Source organism: Chryseobacterium sp. BGARF1 (assembly GCF_001677955.1).
In the GTDB taxonomy this organism is placed as follows: domain Bacteria; phylum Bacteroidota; class Bacteroidia; order Flavobacteriales; family Weeksellaceae; genus Chryseobacterium.
In genome coordinates, this window is record NZ_LELA01000002.1 from 41,684 (window position 1) to 61,575 (window position 19,892).

The 19,892-nt window shown below is 32.9% G+C and carries 23 protein-coding genes and 1 tRNA gene; 6 read left to right on the forward strand and 18 right to left on the reverse strand.

The window, feature by feature from the left end; all coding sequences use genetic code 11:
* Nucleotides 1-72 precede the first annotated feature (72 nt).
* The 5 genes from infC (at nucleotide 73) to AB671_RS00540 (ending at nucleotide 3,966) form a co-directional block, all read left to right on the forward strand.
* Nucleotides 73-573 (forward strand): translation initiation factor IF-3, encoded by a 501-nt coding sequence (infC, locus tag AB671_RS00520; protein WP_066678569.1) that lies wholly within the window; start codon nucleotides 73-75, stop codon nucleotides 571-573.
* A 244-nt stretch (nucleotides 574-817) separates the two neighbouring features.
* Nucleotides 818-1,639 (forward strand): alpha/beta fold hydrolase, encoded by an 822-nt coding sequence (locus tag AB671_RS00525; RefSeq protein WP_066678568.1) that lies wholly within the window; start codon nucleotides 818-820, stop codon nucleotides 1,637-1,639.
* Between the two features lie 400 nt (nucleotides 1,640-2,039).
* On the forward strand, nucleotides 2,040-2,237 hold the full coding sequence (gene rpmI / locus AB671_RS00530) for a 50S ribosomal protein L35 (protein WP_066678566.1): 198 nt from the start codon (nucleotides 2,040-2,042) through the stop codon (nucleotides 2,235-2,237).
* A 118-nt stretch (nucleotides 2,238-2,355) separates the two neighbouring features.
* Nucleotides 2,356-2,700, forward strand: a complete 345-nt coding sequence (gene rplT, locus AB671_RS00535) for a 50S ribosomal protein L20 (protein WP_066678564.1) — start codon at nucleotides 2,356-2,358, stop codon at nucleotides 2,698-2,700.
* 96 nt (nucleotides 2,701-2,796) lie between these two features.
* Entirely contained in the window at nucleotides 2,797-3,966 is a 1,170-nt protein-coding gene (locus AB671_RS00540; protein ID WP_066678562.1) for a M28 family peptidase, read from the forward strand.
* Between the two features lie 126 nt (nucleotides 3,967-4,092).
* Here AB671_RS00540 and hisIE read toward each other — a convergent pair whose 3' ends face one another.
* The 13 genes from hisIE to AB671_RS00605 all read right to left on the reverse strand — a co-directional run bounded on the left by hisIE (nucleotide 4,093) and on the right by AB671_RS00605 (nucleotide 15,455).
* Entirely contained in the window at nucleotides 4,093-4,683 is a 591-nt protein-coding gene (gene hisIE / locus AB671_RS00545) for a bifunctional phosphoribosyl-AMP cyclohydrolase/phosphoribosyl-ATP diphosphatase HisIE (protein ID WP_066678561.1), read from the reverse strand.
* Nucleotides 4,680-5,432 (reverse strand): imidazole glycerol phosphate synthase subunit HisF, encoded by a 753-nt coding sequence (hisF, locus tag AB671_RS00550; RefSeq protein WP_066678557.1) that lies wholly within the window; start codon nucleotides 5,430-5,432, stop codon nucleotides 4,680-4,682. The genes hisIE and hisF overlap by 4 nt, the downstream gene beginning before the upstream one ends.
* 244 nt (nucleotides 5,433-5,676) lie before the next feature.
* Nucleotides 5,677-6,390, reverse strand: coding sequence for a 1-(5-phosphoribosyl)-5-[(5-phosphoribosylamino)methylideneamino]imidazole-4-carboxamide isomerase (gene hisA, locus AB671_RS00555; protein WP_066678552.1), 714 nt, complete (start codon nucleotides 6,388-6,390; stop codon nucleotides 5,677-5,679).
* Between the two features lie 2 nt (nucleotides 6,391-6,392).
* Entirely contained in the window at nucleotides 6,393-6,971 is a 579-nt protein-coding gene (hisH, locus tag AB671_RS00560; RefSeq protein ID WP_066678550.1) for an imidazole glycerol phosphate synthase subunit HisH, read from the reverse strand.
* Complete coding sequence (gene hisB / locus AB671_RS00565) at nucleotides 6,972-8,066, reverse strand: bifunctional histidinol-phosphatase/imidazoleglycerol-phosphate dehydratase HisB (RefSeq protein ID WP_066678549.1); 1,095 nt, start codon at nucleotides 8,064-8,066, stop codon at nucleotides 6,972-6,974.
* Nucleotides 8,067-8,092: 26 nt separating this feature from the next.
* Nucleotides 8,093-9,133 carry a histidinol-phosphate transaminase gene (hisC, locus tag AB671_RS00570; RefSeq protein WP_066678548.1) on the reverse strand — a complete coding sequence of 347 codons (1,041 nt, stop codon included), beginning with the start codon at nucleotides 9,131-9,133 and terminating at the stop codon, nucleotides 8,093-8,095.
* A 4-nt stretch (nucleotides 9,134-9,137) separates the two neighbouring features.
* Nucleotides 9,138-10,412, reverse strand: coding sequence for a histidinol dehydrogenase (hisD, locus tag AB671_RS00575; RefSeq protein WP_066678547.1), 1,275 nt, complete (start codon nucleotides 10,410-10,412; stop codon nucleotides 9,138-9,140).
* 1 nt (nucleotide 10,413) lies between these two features.
* On the reverse strand, nucleotides 10,414-11,271 hold the full coding sequence (gene hisG, locus AB671_RS00580) for an ATP phosphoribosyltransferase (protein WP_066678545.1): 858 nt from the start codon (nucleotides 11,269-11,271) through the stop codon (nucleotides 10,414-10,416).
* Nucleotides 11,272-11,524: 253 nt separating this feature from the next.
* Nucleotides 11,525-12,625 carry a glycosyltransferase family 4 protein gene (locus tag AB671_RS00585; RefSeq protein WP_066678544.1) on the reverse strand — a complete coding sequence of 367 codons (1,101 nt, stop codon included), beginning with the start codon at nucleotides 12,623-12,625 and terminating at the stop codon, nucleotides 11,525-11,527.
* Nucleotides 12,609-13,283 (reverse strand): glycosyltransferase family 32 protein, encoded by a 675-nt coding sequence (locus tag AB671_RS00590; protein WP_066678542.1) that lies wholly within the window; start codon nucleotides 13,281-13,283, stop codon nucleotides 12,609-12,611. Before AB671_RS00590 ends, AB671_RS00585 begins: the two co-directional genes overlap by 17 nt.
* Nucleotides 13,284-13,294: 11 nt before the next feature.
* On the reverse strand, nucleotides 13,295-14,107 hold the full coding sequence (locus AB671_RS00595; RefSeq protein WP_066678540.1) for a 2,3,4,5-tetrahydropyridine-2,6-dicarboxylate N-succinyltransferase: 813 nt from the start codon (nucleotides 14,105-14,107) through the stop codon (nucleotides 13,295-13,297).
* Nucleotides 14,108-14,216: 109 nt separating this feature from the next.
* The gene (locus tag AB671_RS00600; RefSeq protein ID WP_066764699.1) at nucleotides 14,217-14,819 is read right to left on the reverse strand and encodes a methyltransferase family protein; all 603 of its coding nucleotides are present in this window, start codon (nucleotides 14,817-14,819) and stop codon (nucleotides 14,217-14,219) included.
* A gap of 66 nt (nucleotides 14,820-14,885) precedes the next feature.
* Nucleotides 14,886-15,455, reverse strand: a complete 570-nt coding sequence (locus AB671_RS00605) for a C40 family peptidase (protein ID WP_066675719.1) — start codon at nucleotides 15,453-15,455, stop codon at nucleotides 14,886-14,888.
* 142 nt (nucleotides 15,456-15,597) lie between these two features.
* Between AB671_RS00605 and AB671_RS00610 the strand changes: the two genes are divergently transcribed.
* Nucleotides 15,598-16,251: a hypothetical protein gene (locus AB671_RS00610; RefSeq protein ID WP_066675571.1), complete on the forward strand. Its 654-nt coding sequence runs from the start codon at nucleotides 15,598-15,600 to the stop codon at nucleotides 16,249-16,251.
* Between the two features lie 56 nt (nucleotides 16,252-16,307).
* On the opposite strand, the gene AB671_RS00615 is transcribed toward AB671_RS00610, so the two are convergent.
* The 5 genes from AB671_RS00615 to AB671_RS00635 form a co-directional block, all read right to left on the reverse strand.
* Nucleotides 16,308-16,682 carry a hypothetical protein gene (locus AB671_RS00615; RefSeq protein ID WP_066675573.1) on the reverse strand — a complete coding sequence of 125 codons (375 nt, stop codon included), beginning with the start codon at nucleotides 16,680-16,682 and terminating at the stop codon, nucleotides 16,308-16,310.
* A gap of 411 nt (nucleotides 16,683-17,093) precedes the next feature.
* Nucleotides 17,094-17,167, reverse strand: a tRNA-Ala gene (locus AB671_RS00620).
* 145 nt (nucleotides 17,168-17,312) lie between these two features.
* On the reverse strand, nucleotides 17,313-17,792 hold the full coding sequence (locus AB671_RS00625; RefSeq protein WP_066675576.1) for a MarR family winged helix-turn-helix transcriptional regulator: 480 nt from the start codon (nucleotides 17,790-17,792) through the stop codon (nucleotides 17,313-17,315).
* Between the two features lie 3 nt (nucleotides 17,793-17,795).
* Nucleotides 17,796-18,284: a GNAT family N-acetyltransferase gene (locus AB671_RS00630; RefSeq protein WP_066675578.1), complete on the reverse strand. Its 489-nt coding sequence runs from the start codon at nucleotides 18,282-18,284 to the stop codon at nucleotides 17,796-17,798.
* Between the two features lie 174 nt (nucleotides 18,285-18,458).
* Nucleotides 18,459-19,874 (reverse strand): efflux transporter outer membrane subunit, encoded by a 1,416-nt coding sequence (locus AB671_RS00635; RefSeq protein ID WP_066675581.1) that lies wholly within the window; start codon nucleotides 19,872-19,874, stop codon nucleotides 18,459-18,461.
* Nucleotides 19,875-19,892: the final 18 nt, after the last annotated feature.

Below are 19,892 nucleotides of genomic sequence, written 5' to 3' on the forward strand. Positions count from 1 at the left end.
AAATTTAATACAATAGCACAGCGATTTAACAACAGAGGCCCACAAAGACGTCCTGTACAAGAGGACTTACACATGATAAACGATAAGATTCGCGTAAGAGAACTTCGTTTAGTGGGCGATAACGTAGAGCCAGGAATTTTCCCTATCGATAAAGCAAGACAAATTGCTAAAGAACAGGAACTTGATTTGGTTGTAATTTCAGATAAAGCTGAGCCTTTTATTGCAAGAATATTAGACTATAAAAAGTTTTTATACGAGCAAAAGAAAAAGCAGAAAGAGCTTAAAGCAAAACAAATCAAAGTTGTCGTAAAAGAGATTCGTTTCGGACCTCAGACTGACGAACATGATTATGAGTTTAAGAAAAAACATGCTGAAAAGTTCTTGGAAGAAGGTTCTAAACTGAAAACATACGTATTTTTCAAAGGACGTTCTATTATCTTTAAAGATCAAGGTGAAATTTTACTTTTAAAACTGGCTCAGGAATTAGAGCACGTTGGTAAAGTAGATCAGTTGCCTAAACTTGAAGGTAAGAGAATGATTATGATGATGAGTCCTAAGAAACCAGCTAAATAATTCAGTAAATTCCTTTTTTGGAATGAAGATTATATAACCTCAAAGTAATTTGAGGTTTTTGTTGTTTTCTGTAGTGAAAAATTAAACCTACTCGTTTTAAAATGTTTCTGTTATTTTTTGATTATTTTTTTTGAATCTTGAGGTAGATCAAGATGAGGGTAAAACTTTAGTTCTACCTTTGTTTTAGAAATAAGAAACAATAATCCTTATTCTCTTTAATATTAATACCAAAAAAAATTAAACAATGAGTACACTTAAATTACAGGACGGAACAGAAATTTTTTACAAAGACTGGGGAAAAGGTCAGTCGTTATTTTTTCACCACGGATGGCCATTATCAAGTGATGATTGGGATGCACAAATGTTTTTCTTTCTTGAGCAAGGTTACAGAGTAATCGCTCATGACAGAAGAGGTCATGGAAGATCTGAGCAGACTCCTTATGGACATGATATGGATACTTATGCTTCTGATGTTGCCGAAATTGTAAAAGCTTTAGATTTAAAAGATGTCATTCATATCGGTCATTCTACCGGAGGTGGTGAAGTGATAAGATATGTTGCTAAACATGGTGAAGGCAGAGTGGCAAAAGCCGTTTTGGTAAGTGCTGTTACGCCGATTATGGTTCAGAACGAAAATAATCCTAATGGTGTACCGATGTCGGTTTTTGATGATATCAGAAATAATACGGCAAAGCACAGACAGCAGTTTTATATTGACCTAACTTTCCCTTTTTACGGATACAACAGAGAAGGAGCCAATGTTTCTGAAGGTATTCAGAGAAACTGGTGGAGACAGGGAATGAATGGCTCGATTAAAGCACATTTCGACTGTATTAAAGCTTTTTCTGAAACCGATTTTACTGAAGATTTGAAAAGTGTGAATGTTCCGGTTTTGGTAATGCACGGTGAAGACGATCAGATTGTTCCTTTTGAAACAACAGGTAAAATTGCTGCAACTCTATTGAAAAACGGAAAACTTATTTCTTATCCCGGTTTCCCACATGGAATGCCGACAACAGAAGCAGAAACAATCAACAAAGATTTACTGGAGTTTATCAAATCTTAATTTTAAAAAAACTTATATATTTAAACCACGATTATTCAATGAATCGTGGTTTTTAATTTTTATAAATCAACTAAAATGTGGATTTTAAATAGAAGCCTTCCCTATTCTCTATAAAATCTTTTTTCATCTCGAAAATTTTTCGTAATTTTGCACACCAATTATCTGCGTGAGGGATAGTAATGAAAAGCCCACAGCAAGCGACAGAATATGCGGATGAGCGAGGACTTGCAATGTATAGCCCGACCCGAATGAGTGAATGAAGCGAAGCGGAATGAACGAGTAAGGGACACGCCCAATCAATGTAATAATCTACCAATGTAACAATTATTGGTAAATTGATAAACTGCTACATTGGTACATTTGAAACGATATTGATAACAAAAACATAAAAAAGCAAACAATGCCAAAATTAAAAACGAAATCAGGTGCTAAGAAACGTTTTGCTCTTACCGGAACTGGTAAAATCAAAAGAAAAAACGCTTACAAAAGCCACATCTTAACTAAAAAAGAAACTAAGCAGAAGAGAAATCTTACTACTACTTCTTATGTAGCTAAAGTGGATACTAAAAGCGTTCAACGTCAATTAGCAATTAAGTAGTTTTTATAAATCATTATTCGGTTTATAAGAATTCAAACAAATTCAATATTTTAACCCTGAAACGGTGCACCAAAGAGCAACATGTGTTGCCGCCCTTTTCAAAAAAACAATTTAAATTATGCCAAGATCAGTAAATGCAGTAGCTTCTAGAGCTCGCAGAAAAAAATTAATGAAACAAGCTAAAGGTTTTTTCGGTAGAAGAAAGAACGTTTGGACTGTTGCTAAAAACGCGGTACAAAAAGCAATGCAATATGCTTACCGTGGAAGAAAAGAGAAAAAGAGAAACTTCAGATCACTTTGGATCATGCGTATCAACGCAGGAGCTAGAGAGCACGGAATGTCTTACTCTCAGTTTATGGGAGCTCTTAAAAAGAACAACATTGAGCTTAACAGAAAAGTTTTAGCTGATTTAGCAATGAATCACCCTGAAGCTTTCAAAGCAGTTGTAGATCAAGTAAAATAATGTAAAATTTTTTGTTATCAATATAAATCCTGAGTTTTTTGCTCGGGATTTTTTTATTATTTACATTTGCGTATTATTAAAGTACCATCATTTAAAGTGAAAAAATTAACAGGTCTTCTACTTCTTTCTTTAGCATCCTACAATTTGAATGCGCAGAGTTTTATCCAGGCTTATCAAACCAGAGCCAATGAGGTAACGCAAACTAACATTACATCATTGCTACAAGAATTCGAATCATATGGTGTAAAAACATCAGGTTCAGCTGCAAATAACAATACCTTGAACTGGCTTAAAGCTAAATATCAAACTTACGGTTATTCACCAAGCCAAATTACTGAAGATAGTTTTACTGTAAATGGAAATGCGACCAAAAATTTAATTATTACAAAAACAGGAACTGTTTATCCCAATACCTACATCATTATTTGTGGTCACTACGATACAATAGTAGGCCCAGGAGTTAGTGACAACGGAAGCGGAACATCTATTTTACTGGAAGCTGCCAGAATTTTAAAAGATGTTCCGACTGAATATTCTATAAAGTTCATTCATTTTTCGGGAGAAGAGCAAGGGCTTGTGGGTAGTTATCACTATGTAAATAATGTGGTTTTTCAAAATGGCACACGTCAAATGGATATTAGGTTAGTTTTCAATATTGATCAGGTTGGTGGCAAATTCTCTGCACCGAGTAATTCTGTGAAATGTGAAAGCGATCAGTCTGGTTTACCAGGAAATAATGCCACTTCCTTGTCTTTTACACAACAGTTGGCAGCGTGTACCACCCTATATTCTCCTCTACAGACTGTAATGTCTAATGCATATTCATCAGATTATGTACCTTTTGAAGGTAAGGGAGATATTATTACCGGTTTTTATGAGACTCCACAGAGCCAGAATGAGCATACTGCTAATGATACTTTTGCCAATGTAGACCCAACCTATGTTTTCAAAGTAGGAAAAGCTGCAGTAGGAGCTTTACAACATTTTGCAATTGCATCTTCTGTTTTAGCAACGCATGAAACGAATTCAAATTTATTAGAAGATATAAAGATCTATCCAAACCCTGCGAAAGATATTCTAAATCTTGATATTCCGAAAGAAATTAAAAAATTCAGTTTTGAAATAAAAGACATGAGTGGCAGATTACTTTCGGTTCACGAAAATGAAAAGACTATAAATGTTTCAAAATTATCAAGCGGAGTATATTTATGTACTGTAAAATCTGATGGTGAAACGGTTACGAAAAAAGTAATTATTGAAAAATAAAATAATTTATAAGCCACGAATGCACAAATATTAATATCTTTTTTTGATAATATTTGTGCACTCGTGGCAAAATAGATAGTCTAGATGGTCTGCAATCAAAACAATAAACTTTTAGCTGGTAACAGGTTATTTGTTTCTATCCAAAAGTATTTTTTCAATATTTTCTAGCTGTAAATTTTTAGCTTTCAGTAAAATTAAAAAGTGATATAATAGATCTGCTGCCTCATTTTTAAACAGATCATCGTTGTTATCTTTGGCTTCGATTACCAATTCTACAGCCTCCTCTCCTACTTTTTGAGCCATTTTATTAATTCCTCTTTGGTATAAAGAATAGGTGTAAGAATTTTCGACCTTATCATCAATTCTTTGGCGGATTTTTTCTTCCAATTCATACAAAAAACCTTTAGGAGCTTTCTCTCTAAAACAACTGAAACTTCCGGTGTGGCAAACGGTATTTGTGGGAATCGCCTTAATTAAAATGGTATCGTTATCGCAATCTGTATCAATACTTTTTACCTTTAAAAAGTTTCCTGACTCCTCGCCTTTTGTCCAAAGTCTGTTTTTTGAGCGACTGAAAAAAGTAACACTCCCTTCTTCTTTTGTTTTATTAAAAGCCTCTTCATTCATATAACCCAACATTAAAACCTGTAAATTTCTATCGTCCTGAATAATAACAGGAACTAAATTGTCGTTATTTTTATTAAAATTGATGTTCATCGTATGTCTATTTTCTTAAATTTTAATTCGTTTTTTAAATCATTGATTTTAATTTCTCCAAAGTGAAAAATACTTGCTGCTAAAGCTCCTGTTGCTTTGGTTTGATTAAAAATAGTTTCAAAATCTTCAGTTTTCCCTGCACCACCTGATGCAATTACTGGAATATTCACATTTTCAGAAATTAATTTTGTGATCCGTAAATCGAAACCATTTTTGGTTCCGTCTCCATCCATTGAAGTTAAAAGGATTTCTCCAGCGCCTAATTCTTCTACTTTTTTTGCCCAATCTAATGTTTTTAGATCTGTCATTTCTCTTCCTCCTTTTACAAAAACGCAATCGGTGCCGTTAATCAATTTTGTATCTATGGCAACAACAACGCACTGACTACCAAATTCTTTAGCCAAATCAGAAATAAGTTCTGGATCTTTTACTGCAGAAGAATTAATGCTGATCTTATCTGCTCCGGCTTCCAAGAGTTTTCTTACATCTTCCACAGAAGAAATACCACCTCCAACGGTGAAAGGAATACTCAGTTTTTTGGCGATGTTTTTTACCAATTCAGCGAATGTTTTTCGTTCTTCGATGGTTGCAGTAATATCAAGGAAAACCAATTCATCTGCTCCTTCATTCTCGTATTTTTTTGCCAATTCTATTGGATCTCCGGCATTTCTCAATCCTTCAAAGTTGGTTCCTTTTACGGTAGTTCCGTCTTTTATATCCAGACATGGAATGATTCTTTTTTTAAGCATTTTATTTAATGGGTTACGCAGTTACGCAGTGGCGCAAATTTTTTAATTATTTTTTGATAGGATTTTATCCTATCCTTTATTAAATCGTCCCTTTGGGACTTTATTGATTTTTTATTTTGCCCAAAATCTTTAATTGATATTTAAAGAAATCAGCAAACCTCTTGAGGTTTCTAAAACTTATGTGCTCTTTTATATACAAAAAATTAAAACTCTTCTGTGACTTATGTGTTAAAAGCTTTTGTGGTTAAACAAAACTCTCCAGTTGTTTCAATGAAATTCTCCCTTCGTAAATCGCTTTGCCGATAATCGTTCCGTCACATCCAATTTCTTTCATTTTGTAAACATCTTCAATGCAGGAAATTCCGCCGCTTGCCACCAGTTTTACTGAAGTTTTACTTATAATTTCTTTGTACAAATCTTCTGAAGCTCCTTCCAACATTCCGTCTTTGGAAATATCGGTACAGATTACATTTTTAATTCCCTTTTTCTGATAGTAAAGAATAAAATCGATTACATCTCGATCGCTTTCCTCCAGCCAACCTGAAGTTTTTATTTTTCTATTCTCACAATCAGCTCCTAAAATAATTTTTTCAGAACCATATTTTTCAATTAAATCAAAACAAAATTCAGGATCTTGAACGGCAATACTTCCAATTGTAATTTGCTTTGCTCCTGAATTAAAAGCAATTTCTATATCTTCAATAGTTTTCAAACCGCCACCAAAATCGATTTCTAAAGAGGTTTCATTGGCAATGCTTTCTAATATTTTTTGGTTGACAATATGTTTAGATCTTGCGCCATCCAGATCCACTAAATGAAGAAATTTTATACCAAAACTTTCAAATTCTTTGGCAACTTCTACGGGATTTTCGTTGTATATTTTTTTAGTTCCATAATCACCTTTCGAAAGGCGCACACATTTTCCGTCGATAATATCAATAGCAGGAATAATTCGCATATCTAAAGTTTTAAAAAGTTTTGTAATAATTGGCTTCCAATTTCTCCTGATTTTTCAGGGTGAAACTGCATCGCATAAAAGTTATCTTTCTGCAAAGACGCACTGAAAGGTAAAATATAATCACAAACAGCAGTCGTATTTTCTGACAATTCACAATAAAAACTGTGCACAAAATAGGCATCACTTTCTTCTTTAATTCCGGAATAAATGGTTGAATTAAAACCTGAAATTGTATTCCATCCCATGTGCGGAATGATATTTTCTGCAGAAAACTTTTTTACATGAATATCAAAAATTCCCATTCCAACCGTATTTCCTTCTTCGGTATTTTTGCACATCAACTGCATTCCGAGACAAATTCCTAAAACAGGTTGCTTCAAAGTTGGAATTAACTGATCTAATCCTTTTTCATTTAAGGTTTTCATCGTTGAAGATGCTTCCCCAACTCCGGGAAAAATTACTTTATCGACATTTTTTATTAACTCAAAATCATCCGTAATAATCGATTCTGCTCCTAATCTGTTCAATGCATTTTGTACAGAATTGACGTTTCCGCCGTTGTATTTTATAATTGCAATCATCTATAAACTTCCTTTTGTTGACGGTACATTAAAATTCTGATCGGTTTGGTTTACAGCCATTTTTATCGCTTTTGCAAAGGCTTTAAAAATAGATTCTATTTTATGATGTTCGTTTTCTCCTTCCGCTTTGATATTAAGATTACATCTAGCAGAATCGGTGAAAGATTTGAAAAAATGCTCAAACATTTCCGTAGGAACATCTCCAATTTTTTCACGTTTAAAATCAGCTTCCCAAACCAACCACGAACGACCTCCAAAATCAAGCGCAACCTGTGCCAAACAGTCGTCCATCGGAAGCAGAAAACCATATCTTTCAATTCCTTTTTTCTTTCCTAAAGCTTTTAAAATGGCTTCGCCTAAAACAATTCCTGTGTCTTCAATGGTGTGATGTTCATCAACTAGTAAGTCTCCGTTAACTTTAATTTTTAAATCTAAATTGCCGTGTTTTGATATCTGTTCAAGCATATGATCGAAAAAATGTAAACCTGTTGAGATTTCAGACTTTCCACTTCCATCAAGATTGATTTCTATTTGAATATCTGTTTCATTGGTTTTTCTTGAAACTTTGGCTTTTCGTGGAATCTGCTTTAAATATTGATAGATTTCATTCCAGCTTTCAGTCGTCAAATTCGCATCTTCATTTTGAATTTTATTAATGAATATTGATTTTGAATCTAAATTTTTTGCTAATTGAATATCTGTCAATCGGTCTCCAATTACAAAAGAATTTTCTAAATCATAATTTCCGTAAATGTATTTACCCAACATCCCTATTCCAGGTTTTCTTGTCGGTAGATTTTCACTTTCAAAGCTTTTATCAATCAAAATATCATTGAAAATAATTCCTTCATTTTCAAAAGCTTTCAGCATTTTTTCTTGAGGTTTTATAAAATCTTCATAAGGAAAACTTGCGGTTCCCAGACCATCCTGATTGGTCACTATAACCAATTCAAAATCAAGTTCTTTTGTAATTTTTGAAAGGTTTTGAAAAATGCCAGGATAGAATTCCAGTTTTTCTAAAGAATCAACCTGAAAATCTGTTAGCGGTTCTTTAATTAATGTTCCGTCACGGTCTATTAATAATACTTTTTTCATTTTTAAATAATTTTATTTTCAGCTAATTAAACCTTATAGGTTTCGCACTGATTTAAAACGTTAATCAATTGAATGTTTTCTTCTCTATTCCCCACATTAATTCTGATACAATTGGGAATTTGAGGGCTTCTCTTACTTGTTAAAATTTCTTTTTCCAACAATTTTTCGTAAACCTTTTCTAGATCTTCAAACTCAATCAAGAAAAAATTTGCATCAGTTGGATACACTTTTTTAATACAGTTAACTAATTGAAATTCATTTTCCAACCATGAAATTTCATTTAAAATACTTTCTATGTTTTGCTTTACATTTTCCTGTTTATCGATGAGCTCAATTACTTTATTTGAGCTTAAAGAATTCACATTGTAAGGCGCTTTTACCGTATTGATTAACTTAATAATTTCTGCAGAAGAATAAGCCATTCCTACTCTTGCTCCAGCCATTCCCCAAGCTTTTGAGAAAGTCTGAAGGACAATAAGATTTGGATATTTTTCTAATAAGTCAATACAGGATTTTTCCCCTGAAAACTCAATATAAGCTTCATCCACAACTACAATTCCATTGAAATTTTTAATATAAAACTCAATATCTTTTACAGAATTTCCTGTAGGATTATTCGGTGAACACAAGAAAAAAACTTTAGATTTAAAATCTTTTGAAATTTTCAGAAAATCATCTTTTACTATTTCAAAATCTGCATTTAAATCTAGTTTTATGACTTTATTTTCATTGATTGAAGCATAAAAACCATACATCGCAAACGACGGATTCATCATTAAAATTGAATCTTTTTTGGGATCACAGAAAACTTTTATAATTAAATCAATTAACTCATCACTTCCATTTCCGACTGCAATTTGATTGGCAGAAATATTTTTTATTTCAGAGAGTTTTTGCTTTACTATTTTTTGAGTAGAATCAGGATAACGACTCAATTCTCCAAACGGACTTTCATTAGCATCCAGCAAAACCGCATTTTCAAATTCATTATGATCCCTAAAACTAATGTAAGGCTGTAATTCTAAGATATTTTTTCTTACTAAACTATTGATATTAAATTCTTTCATTTTCTTATTTTAATCTGATTGATACGGCGTTTTTGTGAGCAAATAATCCTTCTGCTTCTGCCATGAGTTCTATTGTTTTTCCTAAATTTTGGAGTCCTTCTTTTGATAAATTCTGAAACGTAATTTTCTTTACAAAACTGTCTAAAGAAACTCCGCTGTAATTTTTTGCAAATCCGTTGGTTGGAAGCGTATGATTGGTTCCACTTGCATAATCTCCCGCGCTTTCACAAGAATAGTTTCCAAGAAAAACCGAACCTGCATTTTGAATTTTTGGAATATACTTTTCATAATCTTCCAAACCTAAAATCAAATGTTCCGGAGCATACAGATTGCTGAATTCAAGGGCTTTATCTAAAGAATCTAACAAAATGAAATGACTGTTTTTCAAAGCTTCTTTTGCAAATTTATTTCTTGGAAGTTTTTTAAGCTGTTTTTCTGTTTCTTCAATGGTTTGGTTAAAAATTTTCTCATCAGTTGAAAGAAAAATCACCTGACTGTCACTTCCGTGTTCTGCCTGAGAAAGTAAATCTGCGGCGCAATATTCTGGAATTGCCTGTTCATCAGCAATGACCAAAACTTCACTTGGTCCTGCAGGCATATCTATTGCGACATTATAATTTTGAGCAAACTCTTTTGCCGCGACTACATATTGATTTCCCGGTCCGAAAATTTTGTAAACATTCGGAATACTTTCTGTTCCTAAAGTCATTGCTGCAATAGCCTGAGCTCCGCCGATTTTAAATATTTTTGTAACTTCACAAAGCTTTGCGGTATATAAAATGGCTGGATTAATATTCCCTTTTTTATCAGGCGGTGTACACAAAATAATTTCTTTACAACCAGCCAATTGAGCAGGAATTGCCAACATTAAAACTGTAGAAAATAAAGGTGCTGTTCCACCGGGAATATAGATTCCTACTTTTTCGATGGCTCTGTTTTCTCGCCAACAAATGACTCCTTTTGTCGTTTCAATTTTTTCAATTCCGGGAATTTGAGAGCTGTGGAATTTCGTAATATTTTCTTTTGCCTGCTGAATGGCTTTTTTTAATTCCTTACTTATTAAATTTTCTGAAATTTCTATTTCTTCTTCAGAAACTTTAATATTTTTAATTTCAGCCTTATCAAATTTTTCATTGAAATTAATTAAAGCCTGATCGCCATTTTTATCAACTTCATTAAAAATACCGGCTATTAATTCTGTCAATTCTTCTCTTTTGATGACCGGTCTTTTCACCAATTCTGGCCAGATTTCTCTTTGAGGATATTTATTGATTTTCATGTTAAATCACCATTTTATCGATTGGAATGATTAAAATATCTTGTGCTCCTTTTTCTTTCAATTCGTCTATGACTTCCCAAAAACGTTCTTCATCAATGACTGAATGAATGCTGCTCCAACCCTCTTCAGCTAAAGGAATTACCGTTGGACTTTTTAAAACCGGGAGAATGTTTGAGACTTCTGAGATCTTTTCATTCGGAACATTCATCAAAATGTATTTCGAGTTTTTTGCTCTTAAAACAGATTGAATTCTGAACAGAAATTTTTCTAGATTTTTTTGCTTATCACTATTTAACTGAAACGTTTTTGCAAGGACAGCCTCAGACTTTAAAATGGTAACTGTTTCCCTCAAACCATTTTTGAATAAAGTGCTTCCGGAACTTACAATATCACAAATTCCATCGGCAAGACCAATGTTGGGAGCAATTTCTACCGAGCCAGAAATGACGTGTATATCTGCTGAAATATTATTTTTCAAGAGAAAATTCTTCAGTGTATTAGGGTAAGAAGTAGCAATTTTTTTGCCTTGAAAGTAAGTGATATCGTCTGTTTCAATTTCTTTTGGAATGGCTAAAGAAACTCTGCATTTTGAAAATCCTAAACTTTGGATAATTTCAATATTTTTTTGTTTTTCGACCAAGAGGTTTTCGCCGACAATCGCGATGTCAACTACACCATCTTCCAAATATTGAGGGATGTCAGAATTTCGCAGATACATAATTTCCATTGGGAAATTATCTACAGAAACTTTCAGTTGGTCTTTCCCGTTGTTGACGAAAATTCCGCAATCTTTGAGAAGCTGAAGAGATTCTTCATAAAGCCGTCCGCTTTTTTGTATGGCAATTTTTAATGTACTCATTTCAATTGTATTGAGTCTGAGTAAATAAAAACTGATTGTTTGAAATAAATTGCCGCGGAAGAATTTAGAAACAAAAAACCGTCTGTTTACTCAGACGGTTTTTAATTATTTTGATTTCTAACATAGTCATATATCAACAATTCCGTCTAGCAGAGATGATGATAATAATGATGTACTGTTAAAAAATTCGGTTTCATATTTCTTTGAATATTGTGGTACAAATGTAGGACTAATTTTTAATCCCGCAAGAATTTTACGAAATAATTTTTTGATAGAGATTCATCAGTTGATGTGCAATGGGTTCGTCATTGAACTTCTGAACGAACTCAAAACCCTTATCAGAACGGCGTTTTCTTTCAGATTCGCTATCCCATAAAAATTTTATTTTTGATTGAATATCCAGATGATTTTCGGGATTGATGTAAACAGAATCCGGGCCTCCTGCTTCTGGAAGACAACTGGTATTGCTTGTAATCGTAACCGTTTTTGAAAAAAGAGCTTCAATTACAGGAATTCCAAAGCCTTCAAAAAAACTTGGATAAACAAAAATGTCTGCTGATTTGTAAATGACAGCCAACTCATCCATAGAAACTCCTTCCAAAAAATGAACCTGTTTTTCCATTTTGTTTTTCTGAATAAAATTTGCTATTTCCTGATGATACTTTGTCTTTTTTCCGACTACAACTAAAGGGATTTCAGTGTCTTTTATAGCTTTAACAATATTCAAAAGATTCTTACGGTCTTCGATTGTTCCCACATTTAAAATGAACCTTTCGGGAAGATTAAATTTATGCTTTGTTTGCTGAATAAATTCTTCAGATTGTTGCTCTTTAAAAGCTTTGTGACAACCTTGATAAATCACTTCAATTTTGCTTTCCGGAACTTTCAGATATTGAATAATATCCCTTTTGGTCTGCTCTGAAATGGCAATGATTTTGTCTGCTGTATTTGCTGCTTTTTTGAATTTCCAAAGATGGATTTTTCTGTCAAAAAAAGAATAATATTGAGGATATCTTACGAATATTAAATCGTGAATAGTGACGATTTTTTTAATCGGTTTTTTGTCCCATTTTAAAGGTAATTCGCCAGATAATCCATGGAAAATGTCCGCATTTTTTTTTTGCGCATCTTTTCCCATTTTAAACTGTCGAGACATTGTTCCTTTGGAGGTTTCTACAAAGGTAACGTCGGAGTTTTCTAAAATATCAGAACCTCTTTCCGATTTGTTTTTATTAAGTAATAAATACTGATTTTCAGGATAATATTTAGATAAAATTCTTACTAAATCTCTCGAATAGTTTCCTAATCCTGAAGTGTTATGAAAAAAACGTTTGGCATCAAATGCTATCTTCATTCTCAGGTTTTATAATGTTTTGGGTAAGCTGTTTTCTCTTCCAGTGTTCAGATTTGTCACTGTAAAGGAAGAATTTACCGAGCTTATATTTAAACTGCATATTATTGTCATAATGTGGACCCATAAAACGATGTGGAATAGTTGGATCTTCTTTTAAACAGGCTTTAACTGCGTCTGTATAAACGGTTGGTCCTGTTGTTTTGTGTACATTATGAGGGTATGGATTGTTTTTGATATTATCTAAAATCATCTCCAAAGTTCTCTGTAAAAATGGGTGCCCTGCAGCATATGCAAGACCCCATTGTACATAATATGTGTGTGGAATTTCATCCGTCACCAAAGCGACATCGTCTTCACGAATAAACTTTTTGATCGGCTTGTTGATTCCGCTGTCTACGTCTAGGTAAACACCACCTTTTTTATAAAGAATGGCATATCTGAAAAAATCTGCTTTGGCAGCTCCTATCGTCAGTCTTTTGTAAGCTTTCAAATATTCCGGCGGAAATTCATCTTTAAAGAAAGTCTGAATCCTGTTATCATCGTAAAAATGATATTCGTACTCAGGGTTTTTTTTGAGCATTCTTTTGATATGAAACTTCGTAAGCCAAGGCAGCTTATCGGTTTTAAAAGTCTGAAAAATTTGTTTAGGAATTGCCATTTTGCAAAGATTTAAACAGCTACGTTATTTTCTCTTAAAGCATCGTTTAGCGATGTTTTTTTATCTGTAGATTCTTTTCTCTGACCGATGATCAAAGCACAAGGAACCTGATATTCTCCTGCAGGATACTGCTTCGTATAACTTCCCGGGATTACTACCGAACGAGCAGGAACTCTACCTTTAATTTCAATTGGAGTTTCACCTGTTACATCGATAATTTTTGTAGAAGCCGTCAATACAACATTTGCTCCCAAAACAGCTTCTTTTTCAACGTGAACTCCTTCTACAACGATACATCTTGAACCGATAAAACAGTCATCTTCAATAATTACCGGAGCAGCCTGAAGCGGTTCTAGAACACCACCGATACCAACACCACCGCTTAAGTGAACGTTTTTACCAATCTGTGCACAGCTTCCCACTGTTGCCCAAGTATCAACCATTGTACCTGAATCTACGTAAGCACCAATATTTACATAAGAAGGCATCAAAATAACACCTGGAGCAATATAAGCTCCTTCTCTTGCAATTGCATGAGGTACAACTCTTACCCCTTTTTCAGCATAGTTTCTCTTTAAAGGCATTTTATCATGAAATTCAAAAGGACCTACTTCAATCGTTTCCATCTTCTGGATCGGGAAGTACATTACTACAGCTTTCTTTACCCATTCATTCACCTGCCATCCGTTTTCTGTAGGCTCTGCGGTACGAAGTTCACCTTTGTCAACCAAAGAAATAACCTCTCTGATCGCCTTTTGGCTGTCTTCATTCTGCAATAATTCTCTGTTGTCCCAGATATTTTCAATAGTTTTTTGTAACGACATAATGATGTTTATAATTTGTTTTAAAAATTCGCTGCCAAATATACAAAAAAGTTGTGCAAAAGTGACGATTTAGAATAGGTGTAGATGATTAAAATTTCATTAAATCTTTCTATAAAAATCTTCTTACTTTGGCTTTGTACTGTAGATAAATTTCATCGTGTTGGTGTAATAGAAATTCTTCTTCCAATCTAATCTGGGTTTGAATAAGAATGTAGGTAATCATTAAAAAACTTAATGAAATTAACGTTGGCAATGTGAAAAACAAACCTATTAAACTTACTAAAATACCAAGGAAAATAGGGTTTCTTGAATAATTAAAAAGTCCGGTTGTGATTAATTCAGTTTTCAAATCTTCATCAATTCCTATTCGCCATGAGTTTTTCATCTGAAACTGAGCGATAAGGATCCATATTAAACTTAAAATTAACAAGGCGATTCCTATATATTTAAATATAATTTCTTTGGGTAAATTAATTTTAAAACTGCTAAAAATATTTTCAGGAAAAATGAAAAGTAAAACTGTATAAATAAAAATAAGAAACAAGGTATATTTAAAATATCTCCCAATAAATCCATAAGCTGAATCATCTTTTGGAAGCACGTTCGGGTTTTTCCCTATTTTTTTTGAAACGATAAAACTTGTTCCAAAAAATGCGGTCATAAAGAAAACGATAAAAAATAGAGGAATGAAAACTCTGATAAAATCTGTCATAATTATTAATTTTTGACAAATGTAGAGCTCTGTACAATGCAATTCTATTGCAAAGTTTGAATTTAATTATAAAACTCTTTGAGCGTGAAGATATGCCTTGTTCCAGTATTTTTCGTTTAAAGAAGAAATGATTACTCCTTTTGAAGTCGATGCGTGAATGAATTTTATTTCACCATCAATTTCAATAGTATGAACAATCCCAACATGAGAAACACGGCTTCCTCCTGCGGTTGCAAAAAATAATAAATCACCTGGCTTTACCGTTTTGATGTCGATTAGTTTACCTGCATCTGCCTGATCAGCTGATCTTCTTGGCAGGCTGAAATTGTTTTCCTGAAAAACTTTCACAGTAAACCCGGAACAGTCAAATCCTGAAGAATTATTACCGCCAAATTTGTAAGGAGTTCCTAAATAAGTTTCGGCATCTTTTAAAAGACTTTTTATAGAACCTGAAACTTTTCCGTCAAAAGAAGAATCTAATTTTCTTAGATTTTCTGACTTTGTAACAGTTTTTGACGGAGTTTTCTTTGACGAAGAAACGTTTTTAGAACTTCCACAAGAAATAATAATTGTGGTGGCTATCACTAAAACAACCCATCTTTTACATAATTTAATTTCCGAAAAACGCAATTCCATATTCATTTGAAAATCAATTTATTAATACGAGACAAATATAGATTATTTTTTTATTTTATACAATAACTATACTATAACTATACTTTAATCATAGTATAGAATCATTAAATTTATACTTATATTTGTAGGTTATTTTGAAATTATGGCAACTTACGAAAGTTTTATTAAGCTCAACGGAGCGATTGATGATTTGGTTTTTTATAATCTAAATGGTAAAAATGTTGTACGTAAAAAAAGTGGATTCAATAAAACGGCTTATAATAAAAGTCCGACTTATGAAAAAGTAAGACAAAACAGTTTTGAATTTGGTCATTGCTCAAAAATTGGAAAACTAATTCGTTTGTGTATTTCAAAATATATTGAGTTGGCAGATGAAGCTCTACTCTATCAGAGGTTTGCAAAGACAATGACCCGTATTAAAGATTTGGATATAGAAAATGTAAAAGGAAAAAGATCTGTAAAATCGGGTTTAAAAACTATTGAAGGACGAAATATACTCCAGCAATTCGAGTTTGGAAGCATTCCGGGTTTTAATCAAAATACCTATATTTCATTAGGGTTTTGGGATAAAAGTTTACATTTGGATAAGACTCTTGTTGCAAATGAAGTCACTATTGTCAACATAAAAATAGATTTTGAAAACTATCTTACAGAATCTTTTGAAGAAGAAATAAAAGTACAAAATAATCAAACTGAATTGATTTTTAAAAATCATTTTTCCGAAGAAGATGATGTTCTTCATTTTATCGCAATGAAGAAAAACTCTAGGATTGTACAAATGGGATTTGTTAAATAAAAAAAAATAGGCTGCAAACAAAGTTTACAGCCTATTTTAATTTATAATAGTTACATCTATTTTTTATCTTTCTCTCCGGTCCAAGACCCACTTCTTATAGGAGTTGGCGACTCATTTGTCCAGCTTCCATTTCCTTTTTTCTCTGTATTTAATGTTCCTGTAAACTGACCATCTGCGGGAACGACCAATTCTGCAGTAAGCTGCCCAGACCTGTCTAAGAACCCTGAAATATTATAATTTTCATTACTCGTTTCATTATACATTGTTCCAGTAACTTTTCCGTCACTGGCAACTACCAGCTTCCACAGGCCTTTTTCAGTACCTTGATAAGTTCCAGACCAGGTTCCTATGTAATCGTTTAGGGTTTCGTCGTCTGAAGTACAGCCAATTAATGAAAAAATGGTCAATAAAAGTAAAAAAAGTTTCTTCATAGGTTAGAATAGTTTATGAAATAAGTTTATTTATTCAATTAATTTTTAAAAAGCTATCCAATATTTCAATATAATTGTGAAAATATTAAAAAAAGGTATGCTTCTTTGAATTGGGCAAATATATTAATTTAATTTTATAGTTTAATATTTTACAGAAGATAATTTTTAACGGTTTTAAGGAAATTTATTTTCAAATAATATTTTTCGTCATTTAGGTTTTCTTCTGCTCAGTGAAGGGGGACTTCTAATGAAAAACAATTTTAAATTGAGAAGATTTTTGAAAATGTGATTAGAGTCATAAATAACTGACTAATAAATCATCTAGTTTTGAAAAAATTAATAACCACAGAGATTTAGGTTTAAGTACATATAAAAACCTTCCAAATTTGGAAGGTTTTTGTTTTTACGAGGTGGAGAATACGGGGATCGAACCCGTCACCTTTAGACTGCCAGTCTAACGCTCTAGCCAGATGAGCTAATTCCCCTTTTTCAGATTGTTATTTCTGAAGCCGTACAAAAGTAACTATTTAAAGTGCATACACAAACTTTTATTAAAATTTTCTTTCATTTTGCAAAATATTTTGAGTGAAAAATGAGAAAATTATTTAATAATCAATTAATTACCATTATTTATTGATTGTTTTTTAACTGTAAAACTCTTTGTAAAAAAGACTGCTTAGCAATTTTTTCTTCTGCTTCATTAATCGCTTTCAGTAAATGGTTCTCATTATCAGCTATTTCTTCTAATACTTTGGAGATAATTTCCCAGGCAGGTTTCATTTTTTCTATCAATTCAATGCCTTTTGGTGCCAACTCGATCAAGCGTTTGCGTTCATCTGTTTTATCTTTTTTGGATGTAATCATTTGTTGCCTTTCAAGTTCTTTTAAAAGGCTGATTGTTGAAGGGTGCGTATATCCTATTTCATTAGCAATTTCTACAACGCTGAGTGTATTTTTGTGATGAAGTGTAAAGATTACCGGAAACCATTTGGGTTCGAAATCTATTCCAAATTCTTTATAAACTAACGCTCCCTCTTTACGTAATTGCTCGCTAAGGCGTTGTAATCTTGTAGATAAAGCTAAAGTTCCAGATTCGTTGATGACATTCATAAACTATGATTTTAAACTAAGAAAACAAAATACATTATCGGCATTCATTAAAGGGAATTTTGAAGGAAGTGATTCTTTTTCAATGATCTTAAAGTGATTTCGTTCGTAAAAACGTAATGCAGCCTGAAGTATTGATACGGTCCCTAAATATACTTCATTTATTCCGTTTTTCTGACAATAAGCAATCAGTATTTCTAATAGTTTCTGAGCAATACTGTGTTCTTTTCCTCTGAATTCTTTTTTCACAAACATTTTTCGAATTGCCGCCGCTTTTTCATCAAATTTAACCAAAGCAATGGTTCCTACAAGTTCACCGTTTATGAAAGCTCCCCAAAAACTCCCGCCATTGGCAAAATAAAAATCCTCGATTTGCATAAGGTCTGGCTGGTCTTCTATTGTAATGGGAACATTAAATTCTTTTTGCTGAATATTCAGAACCAAGTCTATGATTTCTTCTGAATGTGTATCGTTTACAAGATTAATTTCTAACATAATATTTAATTTACGTACAAAACTACGTAGTTAACTACATACATGCAATAAAAAATTAAAATATATTTAAAAATAAAGAAATTCAGTTATTTTAAATTTTAGTTAAATAAAAAACGTGCACTGTTTCCAGCACACGTCTTAACAAGATTTGAATATATAATAACTAACTTTTCGTTATTTCCATCCGCCGCCTAAAGCTTGGTATAAATCTACTGCAGCTTTCATTTTACTGTATTCTGCATTTGAAATATTAAGCTCTGCGTTTAATGAGTTGACACTTGCATTTAAAACTTCAAGGTAATTTGCCATACCGTAGTTGACCAATTCCTGAGAATAATCAACCGATTTTTTATAAGAATCCAGCTCTTTTTTCTTTAAATCTATAAAAGAATCCTGAACCGAGAATACTCTTATGGCATCAGAAACTTCTTTTCCGGCAGTCAAAATAGACTTTCTGAAATTCAGATATGCCGTTTCTTTGTTGGCTAAGCTTACATCGTAATTGGTTTTGATTTGTCTCTTGTTTAAAATTGGTTGTGCTAAACCAGTTACAACATTTGCAAAAAGAGAGTTTACACTAAACAAATGATCGATATCTACCGACTGTACTCCTCCACTTCCTGTTAGTTTTAAGGTTGGATAAAACTGAGCTTTGGCAACATTGGTTAACTCGAAAGCATTCATTAAATTAAACTCTGCCTGCATCACATCGGGACGATTTGACAGCAAACTTGCAGGATATCCTAAGGCTAAACTCTCAGGTAACGACTGCGATTTTAAAGAAGATCTTGCAATCGTCTGCGAAGAATCACCCATCAACAAACTCATCGTGTTTTCCAAAAGTTGAATTTGAGTATCAATATCGATCAGTAAAGATTTAGCATTATAAACCAACGCTTGACTTTGCTGAACTGCAACTTCTGTTACTGTTCCTGATTCTTTTAAAGCTTTCGTGGTTTCTAAATTAGTTTCTCTTACTTTAATCGTTTCCTGAATGATCCTTTTTTGATCATCATACGTCAACAACTGAAAATAAGCAGAAGCGATTGATGCTACCAGGTCACTTTTTACTGCTTTATGTGCAGCTAAAGTTCCTAAATAAGTTGCCAACTGAGCTTTTTGCTGAGACTTCATTTTTCCCCACAAATCTGCTTCCCAACTGATGGTTGCTGTAATATCAAACTGATTGACATAACGTCTCTCCCCGATGATTTGACCAAACTGTGTGTTGATTGATTGGGTCTGGAAAGTGTAGTTTGGGCCAATTGATAAGGTAGGTTCGTAAGCTGCTTTCGCTTGTTTTAAATAAGCTTCTGCAGAAGTGATACTCTGTACTGCGATTCTTACATCAAGATTGTTTTCTAAAGCTTTTGTGATGTGGCCCTGAAGAATAGGATCTGTGAAGATTTCTTTCCAGGAAACATTCGCAATACTTGTACTGTCTTGAGGCAGCATATCGGTACGGAATAGTTTTTCGTCAACTGCAGTTGCAGGCCTTTCGTACTCTTTTCTTACCATACAAGATGATAAAACAGCGAACGTGACCACTGAAAAAGCTGTTCCTTTTATTATTATTGATAAATTTTTCATTATTTAAATCTTAAAGAT